Genomic DNA, 25,402 nt, shown 5'->3' on the forward strand with positions numbered 1-25,402 from the left:
CCGGACACTTCGTCAAGCCGGGCGGCCGCGCGCACTGGCGGGCGCACGCATCCCGCGCTAGAACGCCCAACCATGAGCGATAGCCCCACATTCTGGCCCCGCCCCGCCGCAGGCATCCCGGTCCACCCGATGCTGTGGGCGATGCTTGGGGTCATGGTCGCGATCGAGGCGCTGATGAGCGCCGCCGATCACGGCATGGCGCCCCAGATCTTTCACCGCGTCTGGGTCTACACGATGTTCGCCTTCTTCGACGGCCAGTTCGAGCTCGCGCGCCAGGGCATCGCGCTCGATCCGCAGCTGGTCTGGTCGCTCGTGACCTATGCCTTCCTGCATGGCGGCTGGCTGCACCTGGTGCTGAACGGCGCGATCTACCTTGCGCTGGGTCACGCCATCAGCCGCAACATCGGGATCGGGCGCACGGTTGCGCTGTTTGCGATCAGCGCGGCGGCCGGGGCGATCGTGTTCGGGCTGCTCACGGACACGCAATGGCCGCTGGTCGGCGCATCGGGCGCGGTCTTCGGGTTCCTGGGAACGGTGACGGCCTGGCGGCTCAGGACGCTGGCGGCGCTGGGCATGTCCACGGCGCCGGTCTGGCGCCTGGTGGTCGGGTTGGCGGCGATCAACGCCTTGATGGCGCTGGGCTTCATCGGCATAGGCGGCGCGCTGGCATGGCAGGCGCATCTGGGCGGCTTCATCGCCGGCTGGCTGATGGCGCGGGTCTGGCCCCCGCGCCCGATGATGCCGCGGTGACGGCGGATCAGTCCGCGCCGCGCCGCATCGATGCCTTCAGATCGGACAGCCTGAATGCCCCGAGCCGCGTCGCGGCGGTGAAATAGAGCGCCGCCGACGCGGCGATGATGACCGCGAGCCCGGGCGCGCGCAGAGTTGGTGCGTTTGCCTCCAGCCACGTGGCCATGCCCAGCGCCGCCACCCCCGTCAGCAGCGAGGCGGCGAGGATGCGCGGCGCCCGCGTGACCAGCCGGGCGTCGGCCGAGACCTCGCCCCCGAGGGCGCGGGCGCCGCGCCACAGCAGCACGAGGTTGAGCCACGCCGCGACGGTCGAGCCGATGGCGGCGGCGGTCCAGCCGATCAGCATGGCGCCGAAGGCCGCGATCACGACATTCGCGAGCATCGACCAGATGGCGAAGCGCAGGGGCGTTCGGGTGTCCTCGCGGGCGAAGAAGGCGGGCTGCAGCACCTTCTGCAGGACGAAGGCGGGCAGGCCCAGCGCGTAGATCGCCAGCCCCAGCGCCGTCGCGGCCGTGTCCTCGGCGGTGAAGGCGCCACGCTCGAACAGCACGGCGCTGATCAGCTGGGGTATCGCCACGAAGGCGACCGCCGCGGGGACGGTCAGGATCAGGCAGAACTCGGCCGCGCGGTTTATCGCGTCGCGCGCCCCGGCATGGTCCTCGATCCGCACGCGGCGCGACAGCTCGGGCAGGAGCACGACGCCGACCGCCACGCCCACCACGCCAAGCGGAAGCTGGAACACCCGGTCGGCATACCAGAGCCAGGCGATCGCGCCCTCGAAATGGCTCGCGACCTGGCGACCGACGACGATGTTGATCTGCATGACCCCGCCCGCGAGCGCCGCCGGCAGCGCGATCGCCGCGAGCCGGCGCAGCGCGGGCGTCATCCGGGGCCGCACCAGCGTGAGCGGCATCCCCGCCCGCGCCGCCGCACGCCAGACCAGCCACAACTGCGCGATGCCCGCGACCAGCACGCCCCAGACCAGCATGGCGCCATAACCGAGCCCGCTTTCGCCGGCTCCCGTCACCGCGCCGGTATCGACGACGCCGGCAAGAAGCCCGGTCTCGGCCAGCATCAGCGCCCCGATCAGCACCACGTTCAGCGCGACCTGTGCCGCGGCCGCCGCCGCGAAGCGGCCAAGCGTGTTCAGAACCCCCGAGACCAGCGCCGCGAGCGAGATGAACAGGATGTAGGGAAAGGTGATCCGCGCGTAGAGGACCGCGAGATCGAACCGGTCGTCCCCGGCAAAGCCGCTGGCCAGCGCCAGCACCATCCACGGCATCAGTGCCTGGGCGGCAATGGTGAAGACCACGAGGACCGTCGCGAGCCCCGCCAGCGCCTGCTGCGCGAAGCTGCGCGCGACCGCGGGTCCCTCGGCCTCGAGGCGCTTGGCGAACATGGGGACGAAGGCGGTGTTGAACGCGCCCTCGGCGAAGAAGCGGCGGAAAAGGTTGGGCAGGGTGAACGCGACCACGAAGGCCTGTGCCACCGGGCCCGAGCCCAGGAACGCCGCCATCAGGATGTCGCGCACGAAGCCCAGGACGCGGCTGGCCATGGTCCAGCCGCCCACCGTCGCGAAGGCACGGAACAGGCGAACCTGCGGGACGCTCATTTCGGAGACCGGCTCGGCTCGTCGGTGGCGGCGGCGGCGGTGGCCGGCAGTGCGGGCATGACCGCCTCGATCGCGTCAAAGAGGCGGCGCTCGATCAGCCTCTGCTTCTGCGGGTTGCGGATCTTAAGCCCGAAAAGGTCCTTCACGTAGAAGACATCCACGGCGTGCTCGCCATAGGTCGCGATGATCGCCGAGAAGATGTTGATGTTGCAGTCGGTCAGCGTCCGCGCCAGCACGTGCAGAAGCCCCAGCCGGTCGCGCGCGTTCACCTCGATGACGGTGTAGAGCTCGGAGGCTTCGTTGTCGAAGACGATGCGCGTGGGCACGCGGAAGCTCAGCTCGCGCGGCTTCTCGCGGCGTTTCTCGCGCAGCGCATCGCGGGCCACCACTTCGCCGCGCACGGTGCGCTCGATGGTGCGCTGCAGGCGCGGCAGGCGCGACGCCTCGAACGGCTTGCCCTCGGCGTCCTGGATCCAGAAGGCCGAGCAGGCCATGCCGTCGGCGGTGGTGTAGGTGCGTGCATCGACCACGCTGGCGCCGGCCAGCGCGAACGCCCCCGCCATCCGGCTGAAGATGCCCGGATGGTCCTGAAGGTAGATGCAGGCGGTGGTCGCGTCGCGATCGGGGTCCTGCTCGAACCGGCTGATGATCTTTCCCTGCGCCCCCTCGCGCGACAGTTCGGCGAAGACCTTGTGGAGCTCGGGCTCGAGCCCGAGCCAGTAATGCGGGTAGTGGCGGTCGCACTCGGCCTCGACCGCCGCCGCGTCCCAATCCGGCAGCAGCGCCGCGAGCGCGTCCTTCGCGTCCTGCACCCGAGCGGCCTGAGTCGTGTCGACATCTGCGCCGCCGGTGAGAACGGCGCGCGTATCCCAGTAGAGCTTGCGCAGCAGCTGTGCCTTCCAGTTGTTCCACACGCCCGGCCCCACGCCGCGGATGTCGCAGACCGTCAGCACCAGGAGCAGGCGAAGCCTCTCGGGGCTCTGGATCGTCCGGGCGAAGTCGCGCACCGTCACGGGATCGGCGATGTCGCGCTTCTGCGCCACGTCGGACATCAGCAGGTGGTTGCGCACCAGCCAGGCGACGAGCTCGGTCTCGGCATCGTCGAGGCCGAGGCGGGGGCAGAGCCGCTCGGCGATCTCGGCGCCAAGCTCGGAATGGTCGCGCGGATCGCCCTTGCCGATATCGTGGAACAGCAGCGCGGTGTAGAGCACCCGGCGGTTGAGGCCGGACTTCGCGATGTCGGTCGAGACCGGGTGCTCCTCGCCGGCGGCGCCCTGCTCGATGCGGTTGAGGACGCGGATCGTCTGGATGATGTGCTCGTCCACCGTGTAGTGGTGGTACATGTTGAACTGCATCATCGACACGATGCGGCCGAACTCGGGGATGAACCGGCCGAGCACGTCCGTCTCGTTCATCAGGCGCATCAGCCATTCCGCGTTCTGACGGTCGGTCAGCATCTCCATGAAGACCGAGTTCGCCGCCGCGTTCTCGCGCAGCCGGTCGTCGATCAGGTCGAGGCTTTGCGTGACCAGGCGCAGCGCCGCGGGATGGATCTGGGCGTCGAGCCGCGCGGCCTCGCGGAACAGGCGCAGCAGGTTGACCGGGTCGTTGCGGAACACCTGGTCGTCGCGCGTCGCCAGCCGGCCGTCGCGCACCACGAAGGCCCCGGCCGCGGCGGAGGCACCCGAGCGGAAGCTGAGCGCGCGCAGGAGCATCGAGAAACGCGGCATCGCCTTGGCGTGCTGCGCCTCGAGCGCCGACGAGAAGATGCGCGTCAGGTCGCCGACATTCTTTGCGTGGCGGAAATAGGCGTGCATGAAATGCTCGACGCCCATCCGCCCGCCCGCGTCGTGATAGCCCATGCGTGCCGCGATCTCGATCTGCCGATCGAAGGTGAGCTGTTCCTGCGCGCGGCCGGCGACGTCATGCAGGTGGCAGCGCACCGCCCAGATGAACTTCGCGGCCTCGGCGAAGAGGGCGACCTCCTCGCGCTCGAACACGCCCATCTCGCAAAGCTCCCAGGCCTTGTCGACGCGGTAGAGGTAGCGCGAGATCCAGTGCAGCGTCTGGAGATCGCGCAGGCCGCCCTTGCCCTCCTTGATGTTCGGCTCGAGCAGGTAGCGCGAGCCGCCATGACGCTCGTGCCGCTTGTCGCGCTCCTCGAGCTTGGCCTCGACGAATTCGGGGCCGGTCTTGAGGAAGAGATCGTCCCACAGCTTGCGGTCGAGCCGCTCGAAGGGCGCGCGATCGCCCGCGATCAGCCGCTTTTCCAGCAGGTTGGTGCGGATCGTGATGTCCTCGGCCCCGAGGCGCAGGCACTCGTCCACGGACCTGACCGCCTGACCCACCTTCAGCTTGAGGTCCCACAGGATATAGAGCATCGATTCGACGACGCTCTCGGCCCAAGGCGTGCGCTTCCAGGGTGTCACGAACAGCAGGTCGACATCCGAAAACGGCGCCATCTCGCCCCGCCCGTAGCCGCCGACCGCGACGATGGCGAGGCGCTCGCCCTTGGTGCGGATCGGGGCGTGATGCAGGTAGGCGGTGGCATAGTGCCAGACCGCGGCGACGACCAGATCGGTCATGTGCGCGGTCGTGCGGGCAAGCCGCAGGCCGGCCTGCGGCTCGTCGATCATCGCGCGGCGCACGGTGTCGCGGCCCGACGTCAGGGTCCGCATCAGGAGCTCGACGACCGCGGCGCGCGCGCGCGCCGGCGTGTCGGCGGCCTGCGCGATCGCGTCGATCTCGGCTTGCAGCGCCTCGATCGTCGGCAGCTCGGCCGCGCTTGCCACCAGGTGCGAAAGACCGGCGAAGGTGGTCTGCCCTCCGGGCTCGAGCTCGTCGGAGGCGTCCTTCACCTGGCTGTCGAGATCGCTCAAGCCGGGCGCCCTCACAGGCCGGGGCCGAAGGCGACGGGTGCGGGGTCGAGCACGTCGAAGCCGCGCGGGCCGACCTCGAGCACCGCGAGCGCGCGGCGCGAGGTGCCGTCGGGCTCGAAGCGGAACGGCCCGAGCGCGCCCATGAACCCTTCCGGCCGGGCGATCGCCTCGGCGGTGAAGGGCCTGTCGACGCCGCTGCGGCGCGCATCCGCGGCAAGCGTCACCGCCACCTGGACCGCGTCGTGGCCGAGGACGGCGATGAAGGGCGGCGTCGCGCCGAAACGCGCGGAATAGTCGCGCGCGAAGTCCTGCACCGCCACCGGATCGGCGCCAGCGAACCAGCCGCCGCGCAGGGCCGGCTCGGTCAGGGTCGCGCGCGTCTCCCACTGGCCCAGCCCGAGATACTTCACCTGCGCGGGGGCGAGGCCGTTGAAGTCGAGGAAGCTGCCGACGATCTTGAGCCCGTCGCCCGAATCCGGCAGCAGCACGGCCTGCACGCCCGAGGCGCGGGCATCCTGCGCGAAGTCGCCAACCGTCTCCTGGATGTCCCGGAAGCTGCGCGGGTAGAGCCGCCGCGTCGCGATGAAGCTGCCCACGCTCGGCGCGGCGCTCTCGGCCCCGCGCAGGGCGGCCTCGCCATAGGGGGTCTGGGGCGCGTAGACGCCGATCGTGGTGAGGCCCTGGCGCGCCGCGAAGCCGAGGATCCGCTCGGCCTCGACCTCGGGCAGGTAGCCCGAGACGAAGATCGGCACGCCGGCCACGCTGCTGTCGGTCGAGAACGAGATCACCATGATGTCGCGGCCCGCGACCGCGTCGGCGACAGCGGGCGTGTTGGCCCCGAAAAGCGGCCCGAGGATCAGCACGGCGCCATCGTTGACCGCCTGGCGCGCGACCGCGGCGGTGCGGGACAGGTCGCCCGCCGTGTCGTAGACGCGCAGGTCGATCAGCCCGGTCCCCCGCGCCTGCGCGGCATGCTGGGCGGCGTTGACAATCGCGCGGGCGTCCGAGGACACCTTCTCGTTCGCAGCACCAAGCGGCGCGAGGATCGCGACCTTGGCCGGCCCCGCGCGCGGCACGGTCGGGGCGGGCGCCGTCTGGGCGGGCTGCTGCGGCGCGCCAACCGACGGCGCGGAGCTTCGCGGCGCACAGGCCGACAGCGCGAGCAGGAGTCCGACCACCAAACCGAGCCCCGGTGAGGCGTTGAGCGCGCGCGCGAGCATGTGCGAAGTCTCCTTGCAATCCGTCGGCGGTTCGGCCACCGACACCTTTGGCGCCGACGTTAGGGGGACGGCCATGCAAAGTAAACGCGGTGACCCGGGGGCGAAGCCCGATCGCGCCGGGCGAGTCGCGCCGGAACCACGCCGGGGCGCGCGCGAGGCCGCGTCCGGCGCCGATGCGGACCGGGAGGGCCTTGCGGCCGGGCTTTACCTCGTGTCGACCCCGATCGGCAACGCGGCCGACATCAGCTTGCGCGCGTTGAAGGTCCTGGAATGCGCCGACGCGATCGCGGCCGAGGATACCCGCCAGACGCGCAAGCTGATGGAGATCCACGGGATCGCCCTGCGCGGGCGGCCGATGACCCCCTATCATGACCGCAACGGCCCGAAGGCGCGGCCGCGGATCGCGGCGTGGCTTGAGGAGGGCTGTGCCGTGGCCTATTGCACGGATGCGGGCTCGCCCCTTATCGCCGACCCCGGATACCGGCTGGCGCAGCTCGCGATCGAGAACGGGCACCCCGTGACCACCGTGCCCGGCGCCTCGGCCGTGCTCGCGGCCCTGCCGCTGTCGGGGCTTCCGACGGACCGGTTCTTCTTCGGTGGCTTCCTGCCCACCAGGTCGGGCGAGCGCGGGCGCGCGCTGCACGAGGTCGCGGGGCTGCGGGCAACGCTGGTGTATTACGAGAGCCCCCGGCGCCTCGCGGCCACGCTTGCCGACATGGCGCTGGCCCTCGGCGCGAGCCGGCCCGCGGCGGTCGCACGCGAGCTGACGAAGCTGCACGAGGAAGTGCGGCGCGGCACGCTGGGCGAGCTTGCGGCCGCCTTCGCGGAAGGCCCCGCGCCACGCGGCGAGATCGTGATCCTGGTCGGGGCGGCCGGGGACGATGCGGCCGGGGCGGACGCCAAGGACCTCGACGCGGCGCTTCGGGCCGCCCTGTCCGAGCTCAGCGTCAAGGACGCAGCGCGCGAGGTCGCAGCGGCGCTCGGGCTGCCACGACGGGAGGTCTATGCGCGCGCGCTGGAGCTGAGCAAGGCGCGCGACGAGGAACGTTAACCGACCATTATCCCCTCTGCTTCAGCGTCGGCACACCACCGCCGAGGAAGAAGGGCCGCCGATGCGCCGCACGCCCACCGGGTTTCCCGATCTGCCCGCCCACGCGACGTCGGAGCCGTCCGACGCGCGCCGGCGCCGCGGCCGGCGCAACCAGATCGCCGGGCTCCTCGCCGAGGATTGCGTGGCCCGCCACTATGCTCGCAGGGGTGGCGTCATCCTCGAGCGGCGCCTTCGGACGCCGGGCGGCGAGCTCGACCTGGTGGTTCTCGACGGCCCGATCCTCGTCTTCGTCGAGGTCAAGCGTCGCATGCGGGCGGTTCCCGCCGACGAGGTCGTCACGCACCGCCAATGGCGACGCTTGGAGGCAGCGGCAACCCATTATATGATGTCGGCAGCTGAAAAGACGGGTGCGATCCGCGGTTGCCGCTTCGACCTGGCCATCGTTGGCCCCGACGCGGTGCCGCAGATCATCGAGAACGCCCGCAGCTTTGACGAGCATTGAGGCGGAGCAGAACGATGAAATCTTACCAAGCAGCGGCGACGCTGGCGCTTTGCGCCTGCGTGGCATCAGGGTGCGCACCGGTGGCCGTGATCGGCACGAGCACGGTCGTGGCCCACTCGGTCGCGCAGGAGCGCACGACTTTCGACGCGCTCACCGATACCGAGATCGAAATCTCGCTTGCCAACCGGCTGGCGAACCATTCGGGCGAGCTCTATCGCGACGTGTCGGTCGACGTGATCGAGGGACGCGTCGTGCTGACCGGCTCGGTCCCGCGGCGCGAGGACAAGGTGACGGCGACCCGCATCGCCTGGGAGACGCCCAGCGTTGTCGAGGTGACCGACGAGTTGACCGTCAAGGGAGACTCGGGCACCGGCGCCTATATCGACGACGTCGCGATCTCGAACCGCGTGCGCTACGAGCTCTTCACCGATCTCAACGTGCGCTCGATCAACTTCAACGTCGAGACGGTCGACGGCGTCGTGCACCTAACGGGCCTTGCCCGCTCGCAGCGCGAGCTCGAGCGCGTCGTCAACCACGCGCGGTCGGTCAACGGCGTCAAGCGGGTGGTCAGCCACATATTGACGATCGACGATCCCCGACGCAGGGTAGCCGCGCGCAAGGCACCGGCCCAGGCGGAGACCCCGCAGGTTCCGGCGAACAGCGCACCCGTAACCGAGACCTCCGGCTGGAGCGGGACCGGCAATGCATCGACGATCGAGGCGACGCCTCTGCCGGGTGCAACGCAGGGATAGGCGCCGTGCGGGTGTCGTGGTTGCGTCTTCTTCCGCCGGTGTGTCGCCGGCGGATCATGAATACATGACGCCGCATGACGGCAGAGGAGGAACCTGATGCCGTTGTCCGTCGCGATCCAGATGGACCCCATCGCGAGCGTCAACATCGACGCCGATTCGACCTTCCGGCTTGCGCTCGAGGCGCAGGCGCGCGGGCATTCGCTGTTCTACTACCATGTCCCCGACCTCTTCTGGGAAGGCGGCAAGGTGCTTGCGAGCGGCTGGCCGCTCGAGGTTCGGCGCGAGCACGGCAACCATTTCAGCCTGGGCGCGCGCGAGACCCGCGACCTTGGCGAATGCGACGTGGTGCTGCTGCGGCAGGATCCGCCGTTCGACATGTCCTACGTGACGAACACGCATCTGCTCGAGAAGATCCATCCCCGCACGCTGGTGGTGAACGACCCGTTCTGGGTGCGCAACAGCCCCGAGAAGCTGCTGGTGCTCGACTTCATCGACCTGATGCCCCCGACCATGATCGCCCGCGACCTGGTGGCGCTGCGCGAGTTCAAGGCGCGGCATGGTGACATCATCCTCAAGCCGCTCTACGGCAATGGCGGCGCCGGCGTGTTCAAGCTGGGCCATTCCGACACCAATCTCAGCGCGCTCTTCGAGCTGTTCACCGGCATCAACCGCGAGCCGCTGATCGCGCAGAAGTTCCTTCCGGCGGTCGAGCGCGGCGACAAGCGCGTGATCCTGGTCGACGGCGAGGCGGTCGGCGCGATCAACCGCGTGCCGCAGAAGGGCGAGACGCGCTCGAACATGCATGTCGGCGGCCGGCCCGAGAAGGTCGAGCTGAACGAGCGCGACCGCGAGATCGCCGCGCGCATCGGGCCGCTTCTGCGCGAGCGCGGCCTGATCTTCGTCGGCATCGACGTGATCGGCGACTGGCTGACCGAGATCAACGTGACCTCGCCCACGGGCATCCAGGAACTCGAACGCTTCGACGGCACCAATGTCGCGGCCCTGATCTGGGCCGCCATCGAACGCCGCCGGGGCGTCTGAGCCCCGCGCGGCGCCCTCGCCATGTCGATCCGGCTCGCGCTCTTCAATCTCGGGCTCCGGTTCTCGGTCAAGCGCCCGCTTTCGCGCATCGAGACGCCCGAAGAGATGCGCGCCCTCTTCGAGCGGCAGGCCGAGAAGATGCTGCGCGGGCCCGAGGACGCGCACCGGCTGGCCGAGCGGATCCCGCGCGGACCCGAGGGGAGCGACGCGCGCTGGTTCGACGCCGCGTGGTGCTCGGCCGGGCGACCCGACCGCCATCGCGCGGTGCTCTACCTCCATGGCGGCGCCTTCATCGCGGGCTCGGTCGGGACCCACTGGCGCCTTGCGGCCGCGCTGGGCAAGGCCGCTCAGGCGCGGGTGCTGGTGCCCGAGTACCGGCTCGCGCCCGAATTCCCCTTGCCTGCGGCGACCGAGGACGCGCTCGCGGCCTATCGCTTCATGCTGGACCGCGGGCTCGATCCCAACCGCATCGCGCTTGCGGGCGACTCGGCCGGCGGCGGGCTTTGCTTCCTTCTGGCCGCACGGATCGAGCGCGCCGGGTTGCCGCGGCCGGCGGCGATCGTCGCGTTCTCGCCCTGGACGGACCTGACCTGTTCGGGCGACAGCATCGAGCGCAACGCCCGTCGCGACCCGATGCTGCCCGCGGGCAGGGTGCTGGAGGCCAGCGCGATGGCCCGGGGCGCATTGGCCGCCGATGATCCCGAGGTCTCGGCGCTGCGTGCGGAGATCGCCGTTGCACCGCCATCGCTGATCTTTGCGGGCAGCGACGAGATCCTTGTCGATGACGCCCGGGCGATGGCGCGCGCCCTGGCCGCCAAGGGTGGCGACGTGCGCCTCGAGATCTGGCCGCGCGTTCCGCATGGCTGGCCCATCTTCCAGGGCTGGATCCCGCAGGCCGAGGCGACGCTTGCCGTCGCGGGCGACTACATCGCACGCCTCACCGCCGCCTGAGCGGCGGCGCCGGCGCGCAGCTATCCGGCGCTCAGCTTCTTGCGCATCGTGAGGTGTGGTATCCCGGCGTCGAGGAACTCCTCGCCCTCGGCCACGAAGCCCAGCGCCTCGTAGAAGGCGACGGCATGGATCTGCGACTCGAGCCAGGCCTCGGCCATGCCGGGCTCGTGCGCCAGGTCGTCGAGGATGCGCTGCATGATCGCGAGGCCCACGCCCTGGCCGCGCGCGGCGGGGACGACGGCCACGCGCTGGATCTTGGCCCGGCCGTCCTGGGGCAGGACGCGCGCGGCACCAACCGGCTCGGCGCCGAGGGTCGCGAGATAATGCCGGCAGCGTGGGTCGAGCCCGTCGACCTCGAGCTCGGCGGGGACCGCCTGCTCCTCGATGAACACCAGCTCGCGGATCGCGAGGCAGCGCGCGATGCCGGCCTCGTCGCTCACCCGGCGAACGGAGACGCCGGGGCCGCGCGCGGCCTTCTCGGCCACGCCCGAGACGCCTTCGCGCCGCTCGAGTTCGGCCAGCACCTCGGCCAGCGGCACGTCGCGCGACGCCAGCATCACCAGCAGGTGATAGAGCACATCCGCGGCCTCGCCGGTCAGCCGCGCACGGTCGCCGCGCACGGCCTCGACGATCGCCTCGACCGCCTCCTCGCCGAACTTCTCGGCGCATTTGGCCGGGCCCTTGGCGAACAGGGCGGCAGTGTGGGACGCCGCCGGATCGGCGTCCTTGCGCGCGGCGATCGTCGCCGCCAGCCGCTCGAGCACCGTCGCCATCAGAGCCTCACCGCCACGCCGCCGCGGGCCATGTGCAGCTTCGCCTCGCGGATCGTGTGCTCGCCAAAGTGGAAGATCGAGGCCGCCAGCACCGCCGAGGCGTGCCCCTCGGTGACCCCCTCGACCAGGTGCTCGAGCGTGCCCACGCCGCCCGAAGCGATCACCGGGATCGAGACCGCATCCGCGATCGCACGCGTCAGCCCCAGATTGAAGCCCGCGCGCGTGCCATCGCGGTCCATCGAGGTGAGCAGGATCTCGCCCGCGCCCTTCTCCTCGACCAGTTTCGCGAAGGCGACGGCGTCGATGCCCGTCGCCTCGCGCCCGCCATGGGTGAAGATCTCGTAGCCCGACGGGGTTCGTCCCTCGGGCACCGATTTCGCGTCGATCGCCACGGTGATGCATTGGCTGCCGAACTTCTCGGCCGCCTCGCGCACGAAATCGGGGTTCTTCACCGCAGCCGTGTTGATCGAGACCTTGTCGGCGCCGGCGAGCAGAAGCGCCCGGATGTCGTCGATGGTGCGCACCCCGCCGCCGACGGTCAGGGGCATGAAGCAGGCCTCGGCCGTGCGCCGCGCGACATCGAGGATCGTGCCGCGGTTCTCGTGGCTTGCGGTGATGTCGAGAAAGCAGAGCTCGTCCGCGCCGGCGGCGTCGTATACGCGCGCCTGCTCGACGGGGTCGCCCGCGTCCTTGAGATCGACGAAATTGACCCCCTTGACGACGCGCCCGTCCTTCACGTCGAGACAGGGAATGACGCGCACCTTCAGCATGGATGGGCCCCCTTCCGCTTCGACCCCGGTGATTAGCGGCTTTCCGGCGCCGCGCCTAGCGCGAAGCCGGCTCAGTCGGCAAGCAGCGCCATCGCCTCGACGAGATCGATCCGCCCGTCATAGATCGCCCGGCCCGAGATGACCCCGTTGAGCGGCGCGCCGCAGGTCCTGAGCGCGCGCAGGTCGTCGAGCGACGACACGCCCCCCGAGGCGATCACGGGGATCGTGACCGCATTGGCCAGCGCCGCCGTCGCTTCGACATTCGGCCCCTGCAACGCGCCGTCGCAGTCGATGTCGGTGTAGATGATCGCGCCGACGCCGGCGTCCTCGAACCGGCGCGCGAGCTCGAGCGCGCTGATATCGGTCGTCTCGGCCCATCCCGCGACGGCGACCATCCCCTTGCGCGCGTCGATGCCGACGGCGATCTGGCCGGGGAACGAGCGCGCGGCCTCGCGCACCAGGTCGGGATCGCGCACCGCGGCAGTGCCCAGGATCACGCGCGCAAGGCCGCGATCGAGCCAGTCGCCGATCGTGGCCATGCTGCGGATGCCGCCGCCAAGCTGGGCGGGCAGCGAGGTCGCCGACAGGATCGCCTCGACCGCGTCGGCATTCTCGGGCCGGCCCGCGAAGGCGCCGTCGAGATCGACCAGATGCAGCCAGCGGCAGCCGGCCTCCTCGAAGGACACCGCCTGCGCGGCCGGATCGTCGTTGAAGACGGTCGCGGCCTCCATCTCGCCTCGGAGCAGGCGGACGCATTTCCCGTCCTTCAGATCGATCGCGGGATAGAGGATCATCGAGGGCACTCCCGAGCGGGGTACAGGCAGGGCTGCCACCGTCTATCCGACGCGCTGGCGAATGAAAAGTGCGCGCGACCCCGTGGTGCTCTCGCATGGGTTGACGGAAACTTGAATCGACCCCGGACGAGAGGTCGGGCACCGTCGGGTTGCGGTCACGTATCTCGAAACACACACAGGTTCGGAGGTGATCATGAACAGGCGGCTTGGGATGGCTTTCGCGCTGCTCGCGGGCGCGTTTTCGGGCGGCGCGGCGATCGCCGAGGGCGACCCGGTCAGCGTCACCGGCGAGGTCATCGACACGTGGTGCTACTTCTCGGGCGTGATGGGCGGGCCCGAGGCGGTCGTCGGCTCGGCGCATCATACCTGCGCGATGTGGTGCGCGGCGGGGGGCATTCCGGTCGGCGTCCTCGCCGATGACGGCACGGTCTACATGGTGATGAAGTGGCAGGGCGATCCGGCCATCGCCGACGGGACCGCGATGCTCGACGCGCAGAGCCACCGGATCACGGCCAAGGGCACGCTCTATGTCCGCGACGGCATCAACTATCTCATGGTCGCCGAGATTGCCGCCGACGACGGCATCGTCAACCGCAGCCACGAAGATTTCGGCGTGGTGCCGCCCTTCGCGATCCCGGAGTTGTGACAATGACCGCAACCCTTCGCATCGCCGCGATCCTGGCCGCCCTCGCCCTTCCCGCACAGGCCGAGGAGGATTTCTCAGCCGGCAGCACCGCCTCGAGCTGGGGCCTGACGGGCGAGCGGCTCGCGCGCTTCGACGCTCGGGTGGTGGACGCAGTCTGCGCGCTGACCGGCGACTGCCCGGCCGACTGCGGCGCGGGCCTGCGGCAGATGGTGCTGATCCGCGAGGCCGACGGCGTGATGGTGCTGGCAATGAAGAACACCCAGCCGATCTTCACCGGCGCGACGGTCGATCTGGCACGGTGGTGCGGCCAGACCGTGACGGTCGACGGGCTGCTGGTTGGCGAGCCCGAACAGACGCAGGGCGGGCGGCTCATGCAGGTGCAGACCGTCACCGCGCCGGGCGCCGAGGCGGCGAAGACCGACCAATGGCTGGACGAATGGCGCGCGGCGAACCCGGACGCCGGGACTGGCGACTGGTTCCGCCACGACCCGCGGATCCGCGAGCGCATCGCGCGCGACGGGTATCTCGGCCTGGGCCTCGAGACGGATGCCGCGTTCATCAGCGAGAACCAGTGATGCACCGCGCAAGCCTGGCCTTGCTGGCCATGCTCTGGGCCCCGGCGCCGGGTCTGGCGCATGACGGTGCGTCTCACCGCCCGTCGCCAGCCGAGGCGGCACCGGGTGCCGAGGCATTGCCCTTTCCGGTTGACATCCGGCCCGACTTCGACCTGACCGATCAGTCGGGCAATCGGGTGACCGAGGCGGATTTCGCGGGGCGCCCGATCGCCCTTTTCTTCGGCTACGCCAATTGCGAGGCGATCTGCTCGGTCGCGCTGCCGACCATAGCCGAGGCGGTAACGCGTTTGGGGCCCGAGGGCGCGCGGATCACGCCGGTGATGATCACCGTCGATCCCGAGCGCGACACGCCCGAGGCCCTGGCGCGAAGCCTGCCGCGCTACCACCCGCGGCTGGTCGGGCTGACCGGAAGCCCCGAGGCGCTGGCGCAGGCGCGGGACGCCTTCCAGGTCGAGGCAACCGAGGTTGCGCGCGACGCGGCGGGCGAGCCGATCTTCGCGCATGGCGGCTTCATCTACCTGATCGGCGAGATGGGCGAGGTGCGCAGCGTCCTGCCACCGATCCTTGGCCCCGAGCGGGTCGCGGAACTGATGCGGCGCCATCTGCTGGTGAACTGACCCCCGCTGCGGCCGGGCGCGCGGATGCGGGGTCCCGGGCATGGCGGCCGCGCGGTGACGCGCGGTTTGCGCTTGTGATCCGCCTGCGATCCGCGCCACTCTCGCCCTGACAAGCGGCGAAGATCCGCGCGGAGTGGGAGAACCCGGGACAATGAGAGCGACCCTGTTGACGGCGCTTGCCGGCATCGCGATCGCGTTTGCGGCAAGCGCGGAGCAACCCGTGGGCGTGTGGAAGACCACGCCCAAAGATGACGGCCGATACCTGCATATCGAGATCGCCCCCTGCACCGACGGCGCGCAGTTGCTTTGCGGCACGACGGTCGGGGCTTTCGCCGGCGCGCGCACCGACATCGTCGGCAAGCGGATCTTCTGGGACATGGCACCCGACGGCGCCGGCAAATGGACCGGCGGCGAGATCTGGGCGCCGGACGAGGACAAGACCTACAGCGGCATGCTGGAGATGAACGGCGCCACGCTCGAGATCTCGGGCTGCGTCATGGGCGGCCTGATCTGCCGCGGCCAGGACTGGACGCGGGCGCATTGACGCCGCCACCCAAGCCGCCGGCCTCAGGGCCGCCAGTTCAGGAAATTCGCGATCAGCCGAAGCCCGGTCGCCTGGCTCTTTTCGGGGTGGAACTGGGTGCCGACCATGTTCGCGCGGCCGACGACGGCGGTGACCATCTGGCCGTAATGGACATGGGCAAGGCGGTGTTCGGGCACGCGGACGCGCAGGTGATAGGAATGCACGAAATAGGCGTGCGCGCCCGCCTCGATCCCGGCCAGCACCGGATGCTCCGCGGTGATCACCAGCTCGTTCCACCCCATATGCGGGACCTTGAGCTCGGGGTCGTTGGGCGCGAGCCGCTCGACCTCGCCGGGGATCCAGCCGAAGCCCGGCGTCTCGCCATGCTCGAGCCCGCGGGTCGCCATCAGCTGCATGCCGACGCAGATCCCGAGGAAGGGGTAGCCGTCGGCCACGCGCGCCTCGATCGCCTCGGCCATCCCCCCGACCGCCATCAGGCCGCGCCGGCAATCGGCGAAGGCGCCGACGCCCGGCAGAACGACCCGGTCGGCGCGGGCCACGACATCGGGGTCGGAGGTGACAATGACCGCGCCGCCCCCCGTCTCGGCCGCCATGCGCTGGAAAGCCTTCTCGGCCGAGCGCAGGTTGCCCGATCCGTAATCGATGATCGCCGTGGTCACGATGCCTCGCCCCTGAGATAGAGTTCCTCGGCGCCTTCCTCGGTGCGCGCCTCGACCACACCGATCTCGCGCCAGCCGCGGATGCGCCATTCCAGGCGCTCGAGCGTCGAGCCCTCGAACACGGTGATCGCGATCAACGCACCCCAGACCGTGCCGGCGGCGGCGGGATGCAGCAGCACCGCCGCCACCATCAGCGCGACCATGGCCACCGCCGTGAGCCAGAGCCCGCGCCACAGCGCCCAGAACGGCGGGATGACGCCCAGCGGATGCCGGTGATCGCCGACCGCGATCAGCTCGTCGGGGTGGCCGCGCGACAGGATGGTGTAGAGGCAGGTCCGCGCCGCCATGGCGTCACAGCGCCCCCTTGGTCGAGGGGATCGCGTCGGCCTTGCGCGGATCGGCCTCGACCGCCTCGCGCAAGCTGCGCGCCACCGCCTTGAACGCAGCCTCGGCGATGTGATGGCTGTTGATACCGTCGATCCGCTCGACATGCAGCGTGATGCCGCCGTTCATCGCAAGCGCCGTGAAGAACTCGCGCACAAGCTCCGTGTCGAAGGTCCCGATCTTGGGCGCGGTGAAATCGACCTTCCAGACCAGGTGAGGCCGCCCCGAGAGGTCAAGCGCCGCGCGCACCAGCGTGTCGTCCATCGGCAGGAGGCAGGCGCCATAACGCCGGATCCCCTTCTTGTCGCCAAGCGCCTGCGCCAAGGCCTTGCCCAGCACGATGCCGACATCCTCGACCGTGTGGTGGTCGTCGATGTGCAGGTCGCCCTTGGCCCGCACGCGAATGTCGATCAGCGAGTGCCGCGCCAGCTGGTCGAGCATGTGGTCGAAGAAGCCCACGCCCGTCTGGCAGTCGTATGCACCCGATCCGTCGAGATCGATCTCGACCTCGATCGCGGTTTCCGCGGTCTCGCGGCTGAGGCTTGCCTTTCGCATCGAACCCTCCGATCCCTCTGGCGTTTCTATAGATCGTGATCCGGCCCGAGGCCAGCACCCCGGTGGATTTCGCACGGGCGGTGTTATATGGCCGGAGGAAGCATCAGGGAGCACGATATGAGCGCAGACGAGCGTTTCCCCGGCTGGCATGGCACCACCATCTGCGCGGTGCAGAAGGATGGCCGCGTCGCGGTCGCGGGCGACGGGCAGGTCAGCCTCGGCCCGACCGTGATCAAGGGCAACGCGCGCAAGGTGCGGCGCCTCTCGCCCGGCGGCTACGACGTGGTCGCGGGTTTCGCGGGGGCGACTGCGGATGCCTTCACGCTGCTCGAGCGGCTCGAGGCCAAGCTCGAGGCCGCGCCCGGCCAGCTGATGCGCGCCGCGGTCGAGCTGGCCAAGGACTGGCGCACCGACAAGTACCTGCGCAACCTCGAGGCCATGCTGATCGTCACCGACGGCGCGACGCTTCTGGTGATCACCGGCGCGGGCGACGTGCTCGAGCCCGAGAACGGCATCGCGGCGATCGGCTCGGGCGGCAATTTCGCGCTGGCCGCCGCGCGCGCGATGGCCGACACCGATCGCGACGCCGAGACGATCGCGCGCCGCGCGCTGGAAATCGCGGCCGGGATCTGCGTCTACACCAACGGAAACATGGTGGTCGAGGTGATCGAGGCATGACCGCCGAGCCCGCCCGCCCGGCATTCCGCCCGCCGCGGAACAAGCCGCGCGAGCTGGTCCTGGCGCTCATCATCTGCCTCGCCTGGTATGGCGCGGTCCGGCTGGTCATGGGGCGCGCGCCGATCACCGGGGGGCATACGGCGGACCCGCTGATCGGGCTGATCGTCATCGGCTGCACCTGCTGGGCGATGGCCGAGCTTGTCGCGCGGCGGCGGCTGATGCTCTGGCCCGGCTCGGCGCTGGGTATCCTCGGGCCCCTGTCCTTCGGGATCGCGGCGTCCATCGCGACGCCCGAGCTGCGCGCCGCCACGGCCTTCGCGCGGCTGCCGGTCATCTATGGCGTGACATCGCTGGGCATGCTGGTCTTCCTGCTGCGCTTCCGGCTGCCGGGACTGGTCTCGCCGGTCGCGCTGTTCGGGATCGTCGCGCTGTTCCTGTGGCTCACGGGCGGCAACCTGGCGGCGCTGTCGAAGGTCGAGGGGCTGACCCCGCGCGGGGTGCTGGCGGCGCTGCTCGACCGGCCGGTGATCGCGGCGGTGTCGACTTCGCTGGCCTTCGGCGCCTGTTGCCTGGGCTGGTATCTCGACCGCACGGCGGGGTATTTCGGCCTCGAAGCGGCACGGCCGCTGCACATCGTCGGCGGCGGCATCCTTGCGCTGATCGCCGGCAAGTTCGCGGGCGCGTTGCCTGCCTATGTCGACCTGGGGGTCCTGCTGGTCCTCTACGCCATCCTGCTGGCCTGGTCGCTGCGGATCGACCGGATGGCGGTGTTCTCGGCCGGCACGGTGGCGATGACCCGGCCGCTGACGCTGGGGGTGATCGAGCCGATGGGGCTGACCCTCGACATCTGGCAGTGGGGCGGCATCTACAACGCCATGGTGGGGCTTGCGATGATCTTCTGGCTGTTGGCGCGGCGGCGCACGATCGCCTCCGGCTGGACGCGGAAGGTGCGCAACATTAGGTGGGAGTGGAGCGACCCGGTCCGCTGGTCGCGAAGATCGAGGCAGAAGGCATGACCGAGCTGACCCCGCGCGAGATCGTATCCGAGCTCGACCGCTTCATCATCGGCCAGCGCGAGGCCAAGCGCGCCGTCGCGGTGGCGCTGAGGAACCGCTGGCGTCGCAAGCAGCTCGATGCCGAGCTGCGCGACGAGGTGACACCGAAGAACATCCTGATGATCGGGCCGACGGGCGTGGGCAAGACCGAGATCTCGCGCCGCCTCGCACGCTTGGCCAACGCGCCCTTCCTGAAGGTCGAGGCGACCAAGTTCACCGAGGTCGGCTATGTCGGCCGGGACGTCGAGCAGATCGTCCGCGACCTGGTCGAGACCGCGATCGTGATGGTCCGCGGCGCCAGGCGCGAGGAGCTCAAGGCGCAGGCGCATCGCGCGGCCGAGGACCGGGTGATCGAGGCGCTGGTCGGCAAGACGGCGTCCGACACCACGCGCGAGGCGTTTCGGCGCAAGCTGCGCGGCGGCGAGCTCGACACCACCGAGGTCGAGATCGAGATCGCCGATACCTCGAACCCCATGCCCTTCCTCGACATGCCCGGCATGCCGGGCCAGCAGGGCATGGCGAGCCTGGGCGACATCTTCGGCAAGGCGTTCTCGGGCCGGACGCGGCGGCGCAAGATGACGGTCGCCCAGAGCTACGAGATCCTGATCGCCGAGGAAGCCGACAAGATGATCGACCAGGAAGCGATCACTCGCGAGGCGGTCGAGGCGGTCGAAAGCAACGGCATCGTCTTCATCGACGAGATCGACAAGGTCGCGGCCCGCAAGGACGTGCGCGGCGCCGATGTCAGCCGCGAGGGCGTGCAGCGCGACCTGCTGCCGCTGATCGAGGGCACGACCGTGGCAACCAAGCACGGCCCGGTGAAGACCGACCATATCCTCTTCATCGCCTCGGGCGCGTTCCATATTGCCAAGCCCTCGGACCTTTTGCCCGAGCTGCAGGGGCGGCTGCCCATCCGGGTCGAGCTCAAGGCGCTGACCGAGGCCGATTTCCGCGCGATCCTCACCGACACCGACTACTCGCTCACCCGCCAGTACGCGGCGCTGATGAAGACCGAAGGGGTCGCGGTCAGCTTTGCCGATGACGGCGTGGCAGCCCTTGCCCGGATCGCCGCCGAGGTGAATGCGCAGGTCGAGAACATCGGCGCGCGACGGTTGCACACCGTGCTGGAGCGCGTCTTCGAGGAGCTCTCCTTCACCGCGCCCGACCGCCAGGGCGAGAGCGTCGTCGTCGACGCGGCACTGGTCGAGGCACAGCTGGGCGATCTCGCGCGCTCGGTCGATGTGAGCCGCTACGTCCTCTGAACGCTCTCGCGTCGGAGTGTCTGGGTCGCCCGCAACGCCGCGTCGACGGATGCGGCAAATTCGAACACGTCGGTCATGCGCGCGAGCCGGAAGACGCGGTGAACCGGGCCGTGCACCGCGGCAAGCACGATCCCCACGTCCCAGCCGAGACGCTTGCGGATCCCGACGAGGGCGCCGAGCCCGCCCGAATCCATGAACAGGACCGCGCCGAGATCGAGCACCAGCCGGGACATGCCCGGCCCGGCCCGCAACAGCACCTCGTCGCGGAAATCGGATGCGATCAGGTGATCGAGGCGCGTCTCCTCGAGCGCGATCACGAGGTGATCGCCCTCGCGCCGTTCCGTGATCTGCATTCCCGGGCTCCGCTCCGCTCTCAACCGGACGGAGCTTCAGGCAATGTGGTGAAGATCACCTGAATCAACGGCGCGGGGGGCGCTATCTCGCGTCGTAGGTCGCGACCTCGACGAGGTTGCCGTCGGGGTCGCGGAAATAGACCGAGGTGATCGCGCCGCGCGCGCCGGTGCGCGGCACCGGGCCGATCTCGACCTCGACGCCCTCGCGCCCGAGATGGGCGGTGACCTCGTCGAGCGGCTGGTCGGTGATCAGGCAGAAATCGCCGCTGCCCGGGCGCGGGGCCAGTGCCTTGGGCTCGAACTCGGCACCTGCCTCGTGCAGGTTGATCTTCTGGCGCCCGAAGCTCAGCGCGCGGCGCTCGGTCCCGTCGGCGGGGCGGAAGGTCTCGACCTTCATTCCGAGAACGCGGCTGTAGAAATCGCAGGTCGCGTCGAGCGACGCGACCGTGAGCACGAAGTGGTCGATGCGGTCGATGATCATGCGGGCTCCGTAAAACGATGCTTTCCCGCGCGGCTGCCACGCGGGACTACGGGAACCCTAGAACAGCGCCGCGCGGCACCCAAGGCCGCGCGCCACCGTCGTCTGGCCGATCAGGCGTTGCCGGTCTTCTCTGCCTTCGCCTCGGCGACGGTTTCCTCGGCCGCCTCCGCCGCCATGCCGACGCACAGCTTCATCAGGCCCGCCGCTTCCTCGCTGTAGTCGCGCGCCGCGGTCTGGCAGAACTCGTTCATCACGCGCGCGGCGTCGTTGGGCGAGGTGCAGCGCATCAGCCGGTCCTGCGCCTCGATGTCTGCGGAGACGCGGCGGCGGGCGAAATCCAGCAACTCGGCCTGGAAGCGCAGGCTGTCGCGGATCATCCGGTTGTGCAGATGGGTGATGGTCGCAAGCGATTTCTGGCTCGCGCGGGCAACCTCGCCCAAGTCCACGGAACCGGCGGCCGGGCGTCCTCCGTTCTGCTTCGGCATCATCGAGCATCCTTTGCGAGAGGTGATGGTCAGGTGGCCGAGGCGCCGCTCCAACGTGGCGGGCCAAAGGAAAGCGGCCGCTGATCCGCACGCGACTCACGCACGAGTTGAACCGGTAGCATGGCGATCGCCGTACCACTATGACACAGGTCAAACTCTGTCCCCGGCCGCCGCAATTGGCGTATCGGCCACGGGCACGACCCGCTAGAAATGGGGCGAGGGACGGCGTGCAAGCTGGTGCGCCGCCCCGTCCTCGCCTGGAACGAACGGAGCTCAGATGGCCGGCGCCGAATCCCCTCGCACCACACCCTTCTCGACGCATTGGGGCACCTACCATGCCGAAGTCCGCGACGGCCGCGTGACGGCGGTGCGCGACTATGCCCGCGACCCCGACCCGGCGCTGATCGGGCATGGCATCGTCGAGGCGCTGGACCACCCGACGCGGGTGGGCAGGCCCATGATCCGGAAAGGTTTTCTCGAGCACGGCCACCGCTCGGACCGCACCGGGCGCGGGCGCGAGCCCTTCGTCGCCGTGCCGTGGGACGAGGCGCTCGACATCGCCGCGTCCGAGATCGCGCGCATTCGGGACAGCCATGGCAGCGACGCGATCTTCGCGGGGTCCTATGGCTGGGCCTCGGCCGGACGGTTCCATCACGCGCAGAGCCAGCTCCGCCGGTTCTTCAACCTGGTTGGCGGCCATGTGCAGGCGATCGACACCTATTCCTACGCGGCGATCAGCGCGACCATGCCCCATGTCACCGGGCCGTTCCGGGATATCCTCGACGGTGCGACCTCGTGGCCGGTGATCGCCGAGCATTCGAGCCTGGTGGTGATGCTCGGCGGGCTCGCGCGCAAGAACGCGCAGGTGACCTCGGGCGGGGTCGGCCAGCACACGATGCGCGAGTGGCTGCTGAAGGCGCATGCCCGCGGCTGCCAGTTCGTGAACATCAGCCCGATCCGCAGCGACGCGATCTCGGGCCTCGAGGCCGAGTGGATCGCGCCGCGGCCGGGGTCGGACACCGCGCTCCTGCTGGCGCTGTGCCACACCCTGCTGGCCGAGGGGCTGGAGGACCGCGCGTTCCTCGACCGCTGCACCGTCGGCATGGATCGGTTCGAGGCCTATCTGCGTGGCGACGCGGACGGGCAGGTCAAGGATGCGGACTGGGCCTCCGGGATCACCGGGGTCGAGCCGGAGACGATCCGCGCCCTGGCGCGCCGCATGGCGAAGAACCGCACGATGATCACCATCGCCTGGTCGATCCAGCGCGCCGACCATGGCGAGCAGCCCGGCTGGGCGGCCGTCACCCTGGCTGCCATGCTGGGCCAGATCGGCCTGCCGGGCGGCGGCTTCGGCATCGGCTATGGCTCGGAGAACGGGATCGGCAACCCTGTGCTGCCGTTCAAGTTCCCGGCGGTGCCACAGCGCCTGAACCCGGTGCGCGAAGCGATCCCGGTGGCGCGCATCTCCGACGCCCTGCTGCACCCGGGCGAGCCTTACGAATTCAACGGCACGCGCCGCGTCTATCCCGACCTGCGGATGGTCTACTGGACCGGGGGCAACCCGTTCCACCACCACCAGGACCTCAACCGCCTGGTGCGCGCCTTCCACCGCCCCGAGACCGTCATCGTCAACGAGATCTGGTGGACGGCAACGGCGCGCCATGCCGACATCGTGCTGCCGGCGACCACGGCGCTCGAGCGCGAGGACATCGCCATGACGCATTGGGAGCCGCTGATCGTCGCCATGCGCAAGGCGATCGAGCCGGTCGGCGAGTCGCGCAGCGATCACCAGATCTTCGCGGGCCTCGCGCGGCGGTTCGGCGTCGAGGAGGCGTTCACCGAGGGCCGGACCGAGGAGGAATGGATCGAGCACCTGTGGAACCAGTCGCGCCAGCGCGCGGCCGAGGCAGGCTTCGAGTTGCCGTCGCTGGCGGAGTTGCGCGAGCGCGAGATGGTCGAGCTGCCGCCGAACCCGCGCGAGCCCATCCTTTACGACAGCTTCCGAACCGACCCCGAGGGCGCGCCGCTCGAGACCCCATCCGGCCGGATCGAGATCTTCTCCGAGCGCGTCGCCGGCTTCGGCTATGACGACTGCCCCGGGCATCCGGCCTGGATCGAGCCGCGCGAATGGCTGGGCAGCCCCAAGGCCGAGCGTTTTCCGCTGCACCTCGTCTCGAACCAGCCCAAGACGCGGTTGCACAGCCAGCTCGATCCCGGTGGCGTCAGCCGCGCCTCGAAGATCAAGGGCCGCGAGCCGATGACCATGCATCCCGAGGACGGCGCCGCGCGTGGCCTGAAGGATGGTGACGTCGTGCGCGTCTACAATGATCGTGGCGCCTGCCTGGCCGGCCTGATCCTGTCGGACAAGGTGCGGCGCGGGGTCGTGCAGCTTTCGACGGGCGCGTGGTACGACCCGATCGAGCCCTTCGGCATGTGCAAGCACGGCAATCCCAATGTGCTGACCGCCGACCGCGGCACCTCGCGTCTGGGCCAGGGGCCGTCGGCCCATTCGACACTGGTCGAGGTCGAACGCTGGGACGGCCCGCTGCCGCCCGTCACCGCCTTCGACCCGCCGCCGATCATCGGGCGCGACTGACCGGGCGGGCGCAACCGGGCGCGTGCGCGGCTGCACGCGCTTGGGCGACCGGCGGCCTGCAGGCCGGGTGATGCCTTCATGCGTGACACGGCCGGCGACGGTTTCGCGGGGCCGGAGAAGGGCGTTGGCGCCAGCCCGGCGGCGGAGAAGCACCCCATGCAATTTCCTTGTCGCCGGCACGGCCTTGGGGTTTCGTCGTGCCTGCGGCTGGGCTAGTGCTGCGGAATACCGATTTTTCCTCCGGCCCGCTCCGCTCGGGGCGCGCGCACCCGGCCGGGCTCCGAATTCAACGCTGCGGGCGACGTTATGACCGAACAGAAGTTCTTGCCGGCCCGGAGCCTCGCGGCCCCCGTCGTGACGCTCATGTTCATCGCCGTGATCGAGTTCGCTTTCCACGGGATCGTGTCGACGCCGCTGTTCCTGCTCGCTGTTCCCCTTCTGCTTCTCACGGTTCTCGCAGCCGTTGACCACGCCGAGCTTGTCGCCCATCGCATCGGGCAACCCTTCGGCTCGATCATCCTCACCCTCTCGGTCACGGTGATCGAGGTCGCACTGATCGTCTCGGTGCTCCTGTCCGACAGCGAGGGCGACGGCACCGTGGCCCGCGATACCGTCTTCGCCGCGATCATGATCGTCATGAACGGGATCGTCGGGGTCTGCCTGCTGACAGGGGGGATCCGCTACCACCAGCAGGGCTTCCAGGTGCGCGGCGCGACGGCGGCACTGGGCGTGCTCGGCACCCTCGCCGCGTTGGGCCTGATCCTCCCCAGCTACACGCTGGCCGAGCCGGGTCCGGTCTATAACCCCACGCAGCTGACCTTCGTCGCGGCGATGTCGCTGATCCTCTACGGCCTGTTTCTCTTCGTCCAGACGGTCAGCCATCGGGCGGACTTCCTCGACACGATCGCCGCCGAGCACCACGACGCCGCAGCGCCGCCGCAGCGTGTCTTCGTGGTGGCGATCCTGATGCTTCTTCTCGCGCTTCTTGCCGTCGTGCTGCTGGCCGAGCTGCTGTCCGACCCGGTGCGATCCGTCATCGAGGACGCAGGGCTTCCCGAGGCCATGGTCGGCGTGGCCATCGCGCTGATCGTGTTGCTGCCCGAGGGCATCACGTCGATCCGCGCCGCCAGCGAGAATCGCTTGCAGACCAGCCTGAACCTCGCGCTGGGATCCGCGCTCGCCAGCCTTTGCCTGACGATCCCGACCGTCGCCCTGATCTCGGTGGCGATGGGCCGGACCCTGATCCTCGGCCTCGATCCCGAACATATCGTGCTGCTGGTGCTGACCCTCTTCATGAGCACGCTGTCGCTTGCCACGGGGCGCACGACCATCATGCAGGGCGGCATCCACCTGGTGATCTTCGGCGCCTTCCTGACGATCTCGGCCGTGCCCTGACGGTGCGTCCCAGCCGACCTCC

General features: G+C 70.0%; 27 protein-coding genes and 1 pseudogene. 15 read left to right on the top strand and 13 right to left on the bottom strand.

Going from position 1 to position 25,402, the window contains the following annotated elements:
* Positions 1-72 precede the first annotated feature (72 nt).
* Complete coding sequence (locus H0I76_RS14875) at positions 73-750, top strand: rhomboid family intramembrane serine protease (protein ID WP_200611339.1); 678 nt, start codon at positions 73-75, stop codon at positions 748-750.
* Positions 751-757: 7 nt separating this feature from the next.
* Here H0I76_RS14875 and murJ read toward each other — a convergent pair whose 3' ends face one another.
* The 3 genes from murJ to H0I76_RS14890 are packed head-to-tail and all read right to left on the bottom strand — an operon-like array spanning position 758 to position 6,461.
* Entirely contained in the window at positions 758-2,362 is a 1,605-nt protein-coding gene (gene murJ, locus H0I76_RS14880) for a murein biosynthesis integral membrane protein MurJ (protein ID WP_200611340.1), read from the bottom strand.
* Positions 2,359-5,241 carry a [protein-PII] uridylyltransferase gene (locus H0I76_RS14885; RefSeq protein ID WP_234455350.1) on the bottom strand — a complete coding sequence of 961 codons (2,883 nt, stop codon included), beginning with the start codon at positions 5,239-5,241 and terminating at the stop codon, positions 2,359-2,361. The genes murJ and H0I76_RS14885 overlap by 4 nt, the downstream gene beginning before the upstream one ends.
* Before the next feature lie 11 nt (positions 5,242-5,252).
* Positions 5,253-6,461 carry a penicillin-binding protein activator gene (locus H0I76_RS14890; protein WP_200611344.1) on the bottom strand — a complete coding sequence of 403 codons (1,209 nt, stop codon included), beginning with the start codon at positions 6,459-6,461 and terminating at the stop codon, positions 5,253-5,255.
* 73 nt (positions 6,462-6,534) lie between these two features.
* Between H0I76_RS14890 and rsmI the strand changes: the two genes are divergently transcribed.
* The 5 genes from rsmI to H0I76_RS14915 all read left to right on the top strand — a co-directional run bounded on the left by rsmI (position 6,535) and on the right by H0I76_RS14915 (position 10,758).
* A complete protein-coding gene (gene rsmI / locus H0I76_RS14895) occupies positions 6,535-7,512 on the top strand; it encodes a 16S rRNA (cytidine(1402)-2'-O)-methyltransferase (protein WP_200611345.1) in 978 nt (325 codons plus the stop codon).
* Positions 7,513-7,573: 61 nt separating this feature from the next.
* Entirely contained in the window at positions 7,574-8,014 is a 441-nt protein-coding gene (locus H0I76_RS14900; RefSeq protein WP_200611347.1) for a YraN family protein, read from the top strand.
* A gap of 14 nt (positions 8,015-8,028) precedes the next feature.
* Positions 8,029-8,766: a BON domain-containing protein gene (locus H0I76_RS14905; RefSeq protein WP_200611349.1), complete on the top strand. Its 738-nt coding sequence runs from the start codon at positions 8,029-8,031 to the stop codon at positions 8,764-8,766.
* Between the two features lie 96 nt (positions 8,767-8,862).
* Positions 8,863-9,807: a glutathione synthase gene (gene gshB, locus H0I76_RS14910; RefSeq protein ID WP_200611351.1), complete on the top strand. Its 945-nt coding sequence runs from the start codon at positions 8,863-8,865 to the stop codon at positions 9,805-9,807.
* Positions 9,808-9,828: 21 nt separating this feature from the next.
* Entirely contained in the window at positions 9,829-10,758 is a 930-nt protein-coding gene (locus tag H0I76_RS14915) for an alpha/beta hydrolase (protein ID WP_200611352.1), read from the top strand.
* A gap of 20 nt (positions 10,759-10,778) precedes the next feature.
* Here the strand turns inward: H0I76_RS14915 and H0I76_RS14920 are convergent, their stop codons facing one another.
* From H0I76_RS14920 to hisA, 4 genes and pseudogenes are all read right to left on the bottom strand, one after another.
* Complete coding sequence (locus tag H0I76_RS14920; protein ID WP_325166469.1) at positions 10,779-11,243, bottom strand: GNAT family N-acetyltransferase; 465 nt, start codon at positions 11,241-11,243, stop codon at positions 10,779-10,781.
* A pseudogene (locus H0I76_RS19495) lies at positions 11,220-11,531 on the bottom strand (phosphoribosyl-ATP diphosphatase); the annotation flags it as partial. The gene H0I76_RS14920 and the pseudogene H0I76_RS19495, both read right to left, overlap by 24 nt.
* Positions 11,531-12,301: an imidazole glycerol phosphate synthase subunit HisF gene (gene hisF, locus H0I76_RS14925; protein WP_200611354.1), complete on the bottom strand. Its 771-nt coding sequence runs from the start codon at positions 12,299-12,301 to the stop codon at positions 11,531-11,533. The pseudogene H0I76_RS19495 and the gene hisF, both read right to left, overlap by 1 nt.
* Positions 12,302-12,372: 71 nt before the next feature.
* Positions 12,373-13,095, bottom strand: a complete 723-nt coding sequence (gene hisA / locus H0I76_RS14930) for a 1-(5-phosphoribosyl)-5-[(5-phosphoribosylamino)methylideneamino]imidazole-4-carboxamide isomerase (RefSeq protein WP_200611357.1) — start codon at positions 13,093-13,095, stop codon at positions 12,373-12,375.
* 193 nt (positions 13,096-13,288) lie between these two features.
* On the opposite strand from hisA, the gene H0I76_RS14935 reads away from it, so the two are divergent.
* The 4 genes from H0I76_RS14935 (at position 13,289) to H0I76_RS14950 (ending at position 15,477) form a co-directional block, all read left to right on the top strand.
* Complete coding sequence (locus H0I76_RS14935; RefSeq protein ID WP_200611359.1) at positions 13,289-13,741, top strand: hypothetical protein; 453 nt, start codon at positions 13,289-13,291, stop codon at positions 13,739-13,741.
* A 2-nt stretch (positions 13,742-13,743) separates the two neighbouring features.
* Complete coding sequence (locus H0I76_RS14940) at positions 13,744-14,316, top strand: hypothetical protein (RefSeq protein ID WP_200611362.1); 573 nt, start codon at positions 13,744-13,746, stop codon at positions 14,314-14,316.
* The gene (locus H0I76_RS14945; RefSeq protein WP_200611366.1) at positions 14,316-14,933 is read left to right on the top strand and encodes an SCO family protein; all 618 of its coding nucleotides are present in this window, start codon (positions 14,316-14,318) and stop codon (positions 14,931-14,933) included. Before H0I76_RS14940 ends, H0I76_RS14945 begins: the two co-directional genes overlap by 1 nt.
* Before the next feature lie 151 nt (positions 14,934-15,084).
* Positions 15,085-15,477, top strand: a complete 393-nt coding sequence (locus tag H0I76_RS14950) for a DUF2147 domain-containing protein (RefSeq protein WP_200611367.1) — start codon at positions 15,085-15,087, stop codon at positions 15,475-15,477.
* Between the two features lie 23 nt (positions 15,478-15,500).
* On the opposite strand, the gene hisH is transcribed toward H0I76_RS14950, so the two are convergent.
* The 3 genes from hisH to hisB are packed head-to-tail and all read right to left on the bottom strand — an operon-like array spanning position 15,501 to position 17,075.
* A complete protein-coding gene (gene hisH / locus H0I76_RS14955; RefSeq protein ID WP_200611369.1) occupies positions 15,501-16,136 on the bottom strand; it encodes an imidazole glycerol phosphate synthase subunit HisH in 636 nt (211 codons plus the stop codon).
* A complete protein-coding gene (locus tag H0I76_RS14960; protein ID WP_200611371.1) occupies positions 16,133-16,483 on the bottom strand; it encodes a hypothetical protein in 351 nt (116 codons plus the stop codon). Before H0I76_RS14960 ends, hisH begins: the two co-directional genes overlap by 4 nt.
* A 4-nt stretch (positions 16,484-16,487) precedes the next feature.
* Positions 16,488-17,075 (bottom strand): imidazoleglycerol-phosphate dehydratase HisB, encoded by a 588-nt coding sequence (gene hisB / locus H0I76_RS14965; protein WP_200611374.1) that lies wholly within the window; start codon positions 17,073-17,075, stop codon positions 16,488-16,490.
* Between the two features lie 117 nt (positions 17,076-17,192).
* Between hisB and hslV the strand changes: the two genes are divergently transcribed.
* The 3 genes from hslV to hslU are packed head-to-tail and all read left to right on the top strand — an operon-like array spanning position 17,193 to position 20,070.
* Complete coding sequence (gene hslV / locus H0I76_RS14970; protein ID WP_200611376.1) at positions 17,193-17,753, top strand: ATP-dependent protease subunit HslV; 561 nt, start codon at positions 17,193-17,195, stop codon at positions 17,751-17,753.
* The gene (locus H0I76_RS14975) at positions 17,750-18,769 is read left to right on the top strand and encodes a hypothetical protein (protein WP_200611378.1); all 1,020 of its coding nucleotides are present in this window, start codon (positions 17,750-17,752) and stop codon (positions 18,767-18,769) included. The genes hslV and H0I76_RS14975 overlap by 4 nt, the downstream gene beginning before the upstream one ends.
* A complete protein-coding gene (gene hslU / locus H0I76_RS14980) occupies positions 18,766-20,070 on the top strand; it encodes an ATP-dependent protease ATPase subunit HslU (RefSeq protein ID WP_200611380.1) in 1,305 nt (434 codons plus the stop codon). Before H0I76_RS14975 ends, hslU begins: the two co-directional genes overlap by 4 nt.
* Here hslU and H0I76_RS14985 read toward each other — a convergent pair.
* From H0I76_RS14985 to H0I76_RS14995, 3 genes are all read right to left on the bottom strand, one after another.
* A complete protein-coding gene (locus H0I76_RS14985) occupies positions 20,058-20,423 on the bottom strand; it encodes an STAS domain-containing protein (RefSeq protein ID WP_200611381.1) in 366 nt (121 codons plus the stop codon). The two genes, hslU and H0I76_RS14985, sit on opposite strands and share 13 nt — an antisense overlap.
* 82 nt (positions 20,424-20,505) lie before the next feature.
* Positions 20,506-20,904, bottom strand: coding sequence for a VOC family protein (locus H0I76_RS14990; protein ID WP_200611383.1), 399 nt, complete (start codon positions 20,902-20,904; stop codon positions 20,506-20,508).
* Between the two features lie 110 nt (positions 20,905-21,014).
* Positions 21,015-21,389, bottom strand: a complete 375-nt coding sequence (locus tag H0I76_RS14995; protein ID WP_200611385.1) for a phasin family protein — start codon at positions 21,387-21,389, stop codon at positions 21,015-21,017.
* A 277-nt stretch (positions 21,390-21,666) separates the two neighbouring features.
* Here H0I76_RS14995 and H0I76_RS15000 point away from each other — a divergent pair, with 277 nt between their 5' ends.
* Together H0I76_RS15000 and H0I76_RS15005 are read left to right on the top strand one after the other, a co-directional pair.
* Positions 21,667-23,985: a molybdopterin-dependent oxidoreductase gene (locus H0I76_RS15000; RefSeq protein ID WP_200611388.1), complete on the top strand. Its 2,319-nt coding sequence runs from the start codon at positions 21,667-21,669 to the stop codon at positions 23,983-23,985.
* A 306-nt stretch (positions 23,986-24,291) separates the two neighbouring features.
* Positions 24,292-25,380: a calcium:proton antiporter gene (locus H0I76_RS15005; protein ID WP_200611390.1), complete on the top strand. Its 1,089-nt coding sequence runs from the start codon at positions 24,292-24,294 to the stop codon at positions 25,378-25,380.
* Positions 25,381-25,402: the final 22 nt, after the last annotated feature.

The sequence above is a fragment of the Thermohalobaculum xanthum genome (genome assembly GCF_016623495.1).
GTDB classification, from domain to species: Bacteria; Pseudomonadota; Alphaproteobacteria; order Rhodobacterales; family Rhodobacteraceae; genus Thermohalobaculum; species Thermohalobaculum xanthum.

What these genes read in the sequence shown, in the direction of transcription:
- H0I76_RS14905 (WP_200611349.1), top strand. Translation starts at nt 8,029, where the DNA reads ATGAAATCTTACCAAGCAGCGGCGACGCTGGCGCTTTGCGCCTGCGTG.
- H0I76_RS14945 (WP_200611366.1), top strand. Translation starts at nt 14,316, where the DNA reads ATGCACCGCGCAAGCCTGGCCTTGCTGGCCATGCTCTGGGCCCCGGCG.
- H0I76_RS14995 (WP_200611385.1), bottom strand. Translation starts at nt 21,389, where the DNA reads ATGCCGAAGCAGAACGGAGGACGCCCGGCCGCCGGTTCCGTGGACTTG.
- H0I76_RS14990 (WP_200611383.1), bottom strand. Translation starts at nt 20,904, where the DNA reads ATGATCATCGACCGCATCGACCACTTCGTGCTCACGGTCGCGTCGCTC.
- H0I76_RS14975 (WP_200611378.1), top strand. Translation starts at nt 17,750, where the DNA reads ATGACCGCCGAGCCCGCCCGCCCGGCATTCCGCCCGCCGCGGAACAAG.
- H0I76_RS14915 (WP_200611352.1), top strand. Translation starts at nt 9,829, where the DNA reads ATGTCGATCCGGCTCGCGCTCTTCAATCTCGGGCTCCGGTTCTCGGTC.
- hslU (WP_200611380.1), top strand. Translation starts at nt 18,766, where the DNA reads ATGACCGAGCTGACCCCGCGCGAGATCGTATCCGAGCTCGACCGCTTC.
- H0I76_RS14890 (WP_200611344.1), bottom strand. Translation starts at nt 6,461, where the DNA reads ATGCTCGCGCGCGCGCTCAACGCCTCACCGGGGCTCGGTTTGGTGGTC.
- rsmI (WP_200611345.1), top strand. Translation starts at nt 6,535, where the DNA reads ATGCAAAGTAAACGCGGTGACCCGGGGGCGAAGCCCGATCGCGCCGGG.
- hisF (WP_200611354.1), bottom strand. Translation starts at nt 12,301, where the DNA reads ATGCTGAAGGTGCGCGTCATTCCCTGTCTCGACGTGAAGGACGGGCGC.
- H0I76_RS14960 (WP_200611371.1), bottom strand. Translation starts at nt 16,483, where the DNA reads ATGGCGGCGCGGACCTGCCTCTACACCATCCTGTCGCGCGGCCACCCC.
- H0I76_RS14940 (WP_200611362.1), top strand. Translation starts at nt 13,744, where the DNA reads ATGACCGCAACCCTTCGCATCGCCGCGATCCTGGCCGCCCTCGCCCTT.
- H0I76_RS15000 (WP_200611388.1), top strand. Translation starts at nt 21,667, where the DNA reads ATGGCCGGCGCCGAATCCCCTCGCACCACACCCTTCTCGACGCATTGG.
- hslV (WP_200611376.1), top strand. Translation starts at nt 17,193, where the DNA reads ATGAGCGCAGACGAGCGTTTCCCCGGCTGGCATGGCACCACCATCTGC.
- H0I76_RS15005 (WP_200611390.1), top strand. Translation starts at nt 24,292, where the DNA reads ATGACCGAACAGAAGTTCTTGCCGGCCCGGAGCCTCGCGGCCCCCGTC.
- gshB (WP_200611351.1), top strand. Translation starts at nt 8,863, where the DNA reads ATGCCGTTGTCCGTCGCGATCCAGATGGACCCCATCGCGAGCGTCAAC.
- murJ (WP_200611340.1), bottom strand. Translation starts at nt 2,362, where the DNA reads ATGAGCGTCCCGCAGGTTCGCCTGTTCCGTGCCTTCGCGACGGTGGGC.
- H0I76_RS14985 (WP_200611381.1), bottom strand. Translation starts at nt 20,423, where the DNA reads ATGCAGATCACGGAACGGCGCGAGGGCGATCACCTCGTGATCGCGCTC.
- H0I76_RS14950 (WP_200611367.1), top strand. Translation starts at nt 15,085, where the DNA reads ATGAGAGCGACCCTGTTGACGGCGCTTGCCGGCATCGCGATCGCGTTT.
- H0I76_RS14935 (WP_200611359.1), top strand. Translation starts at nt 13,289, where the DNA reads ATGAACAGGCGGCTTGGGATGGCTTTCGCGCTGCTCGCGGGCGCGTTT.
- H0I76_RS14900 (WP_200611347.1), top strand. Translation starts at nt 7,574, where the DNA reads ATGCGCCGCACGCCCACCGGGTTTCCCGATCTGCCCGCCCACGCGACG.
- hisA (WP_200611357.1), bottom strand. Translation starts at nt 13,095, where the DNA reads ATGATCCTCTATCCCGCGATCGATCTGAAGGACGGGAAATGCGTCCGC.
- hisB (WP_200611374.1), bottom strand. Translation starts at nt 17,075, where the DNA reads ATGCGAAAGGCAAGCCTCAGCCGCGAGACCGCGGAAACCGCGATCGAG.
- H0I76_RS14875 (WP_200611339.1), top strand. Translation starts at nt 73, where the DNA reads ATGAGCGATAGCCCCACATTCTGGCCCCGCCCCGCCGCAGGCATCCCG.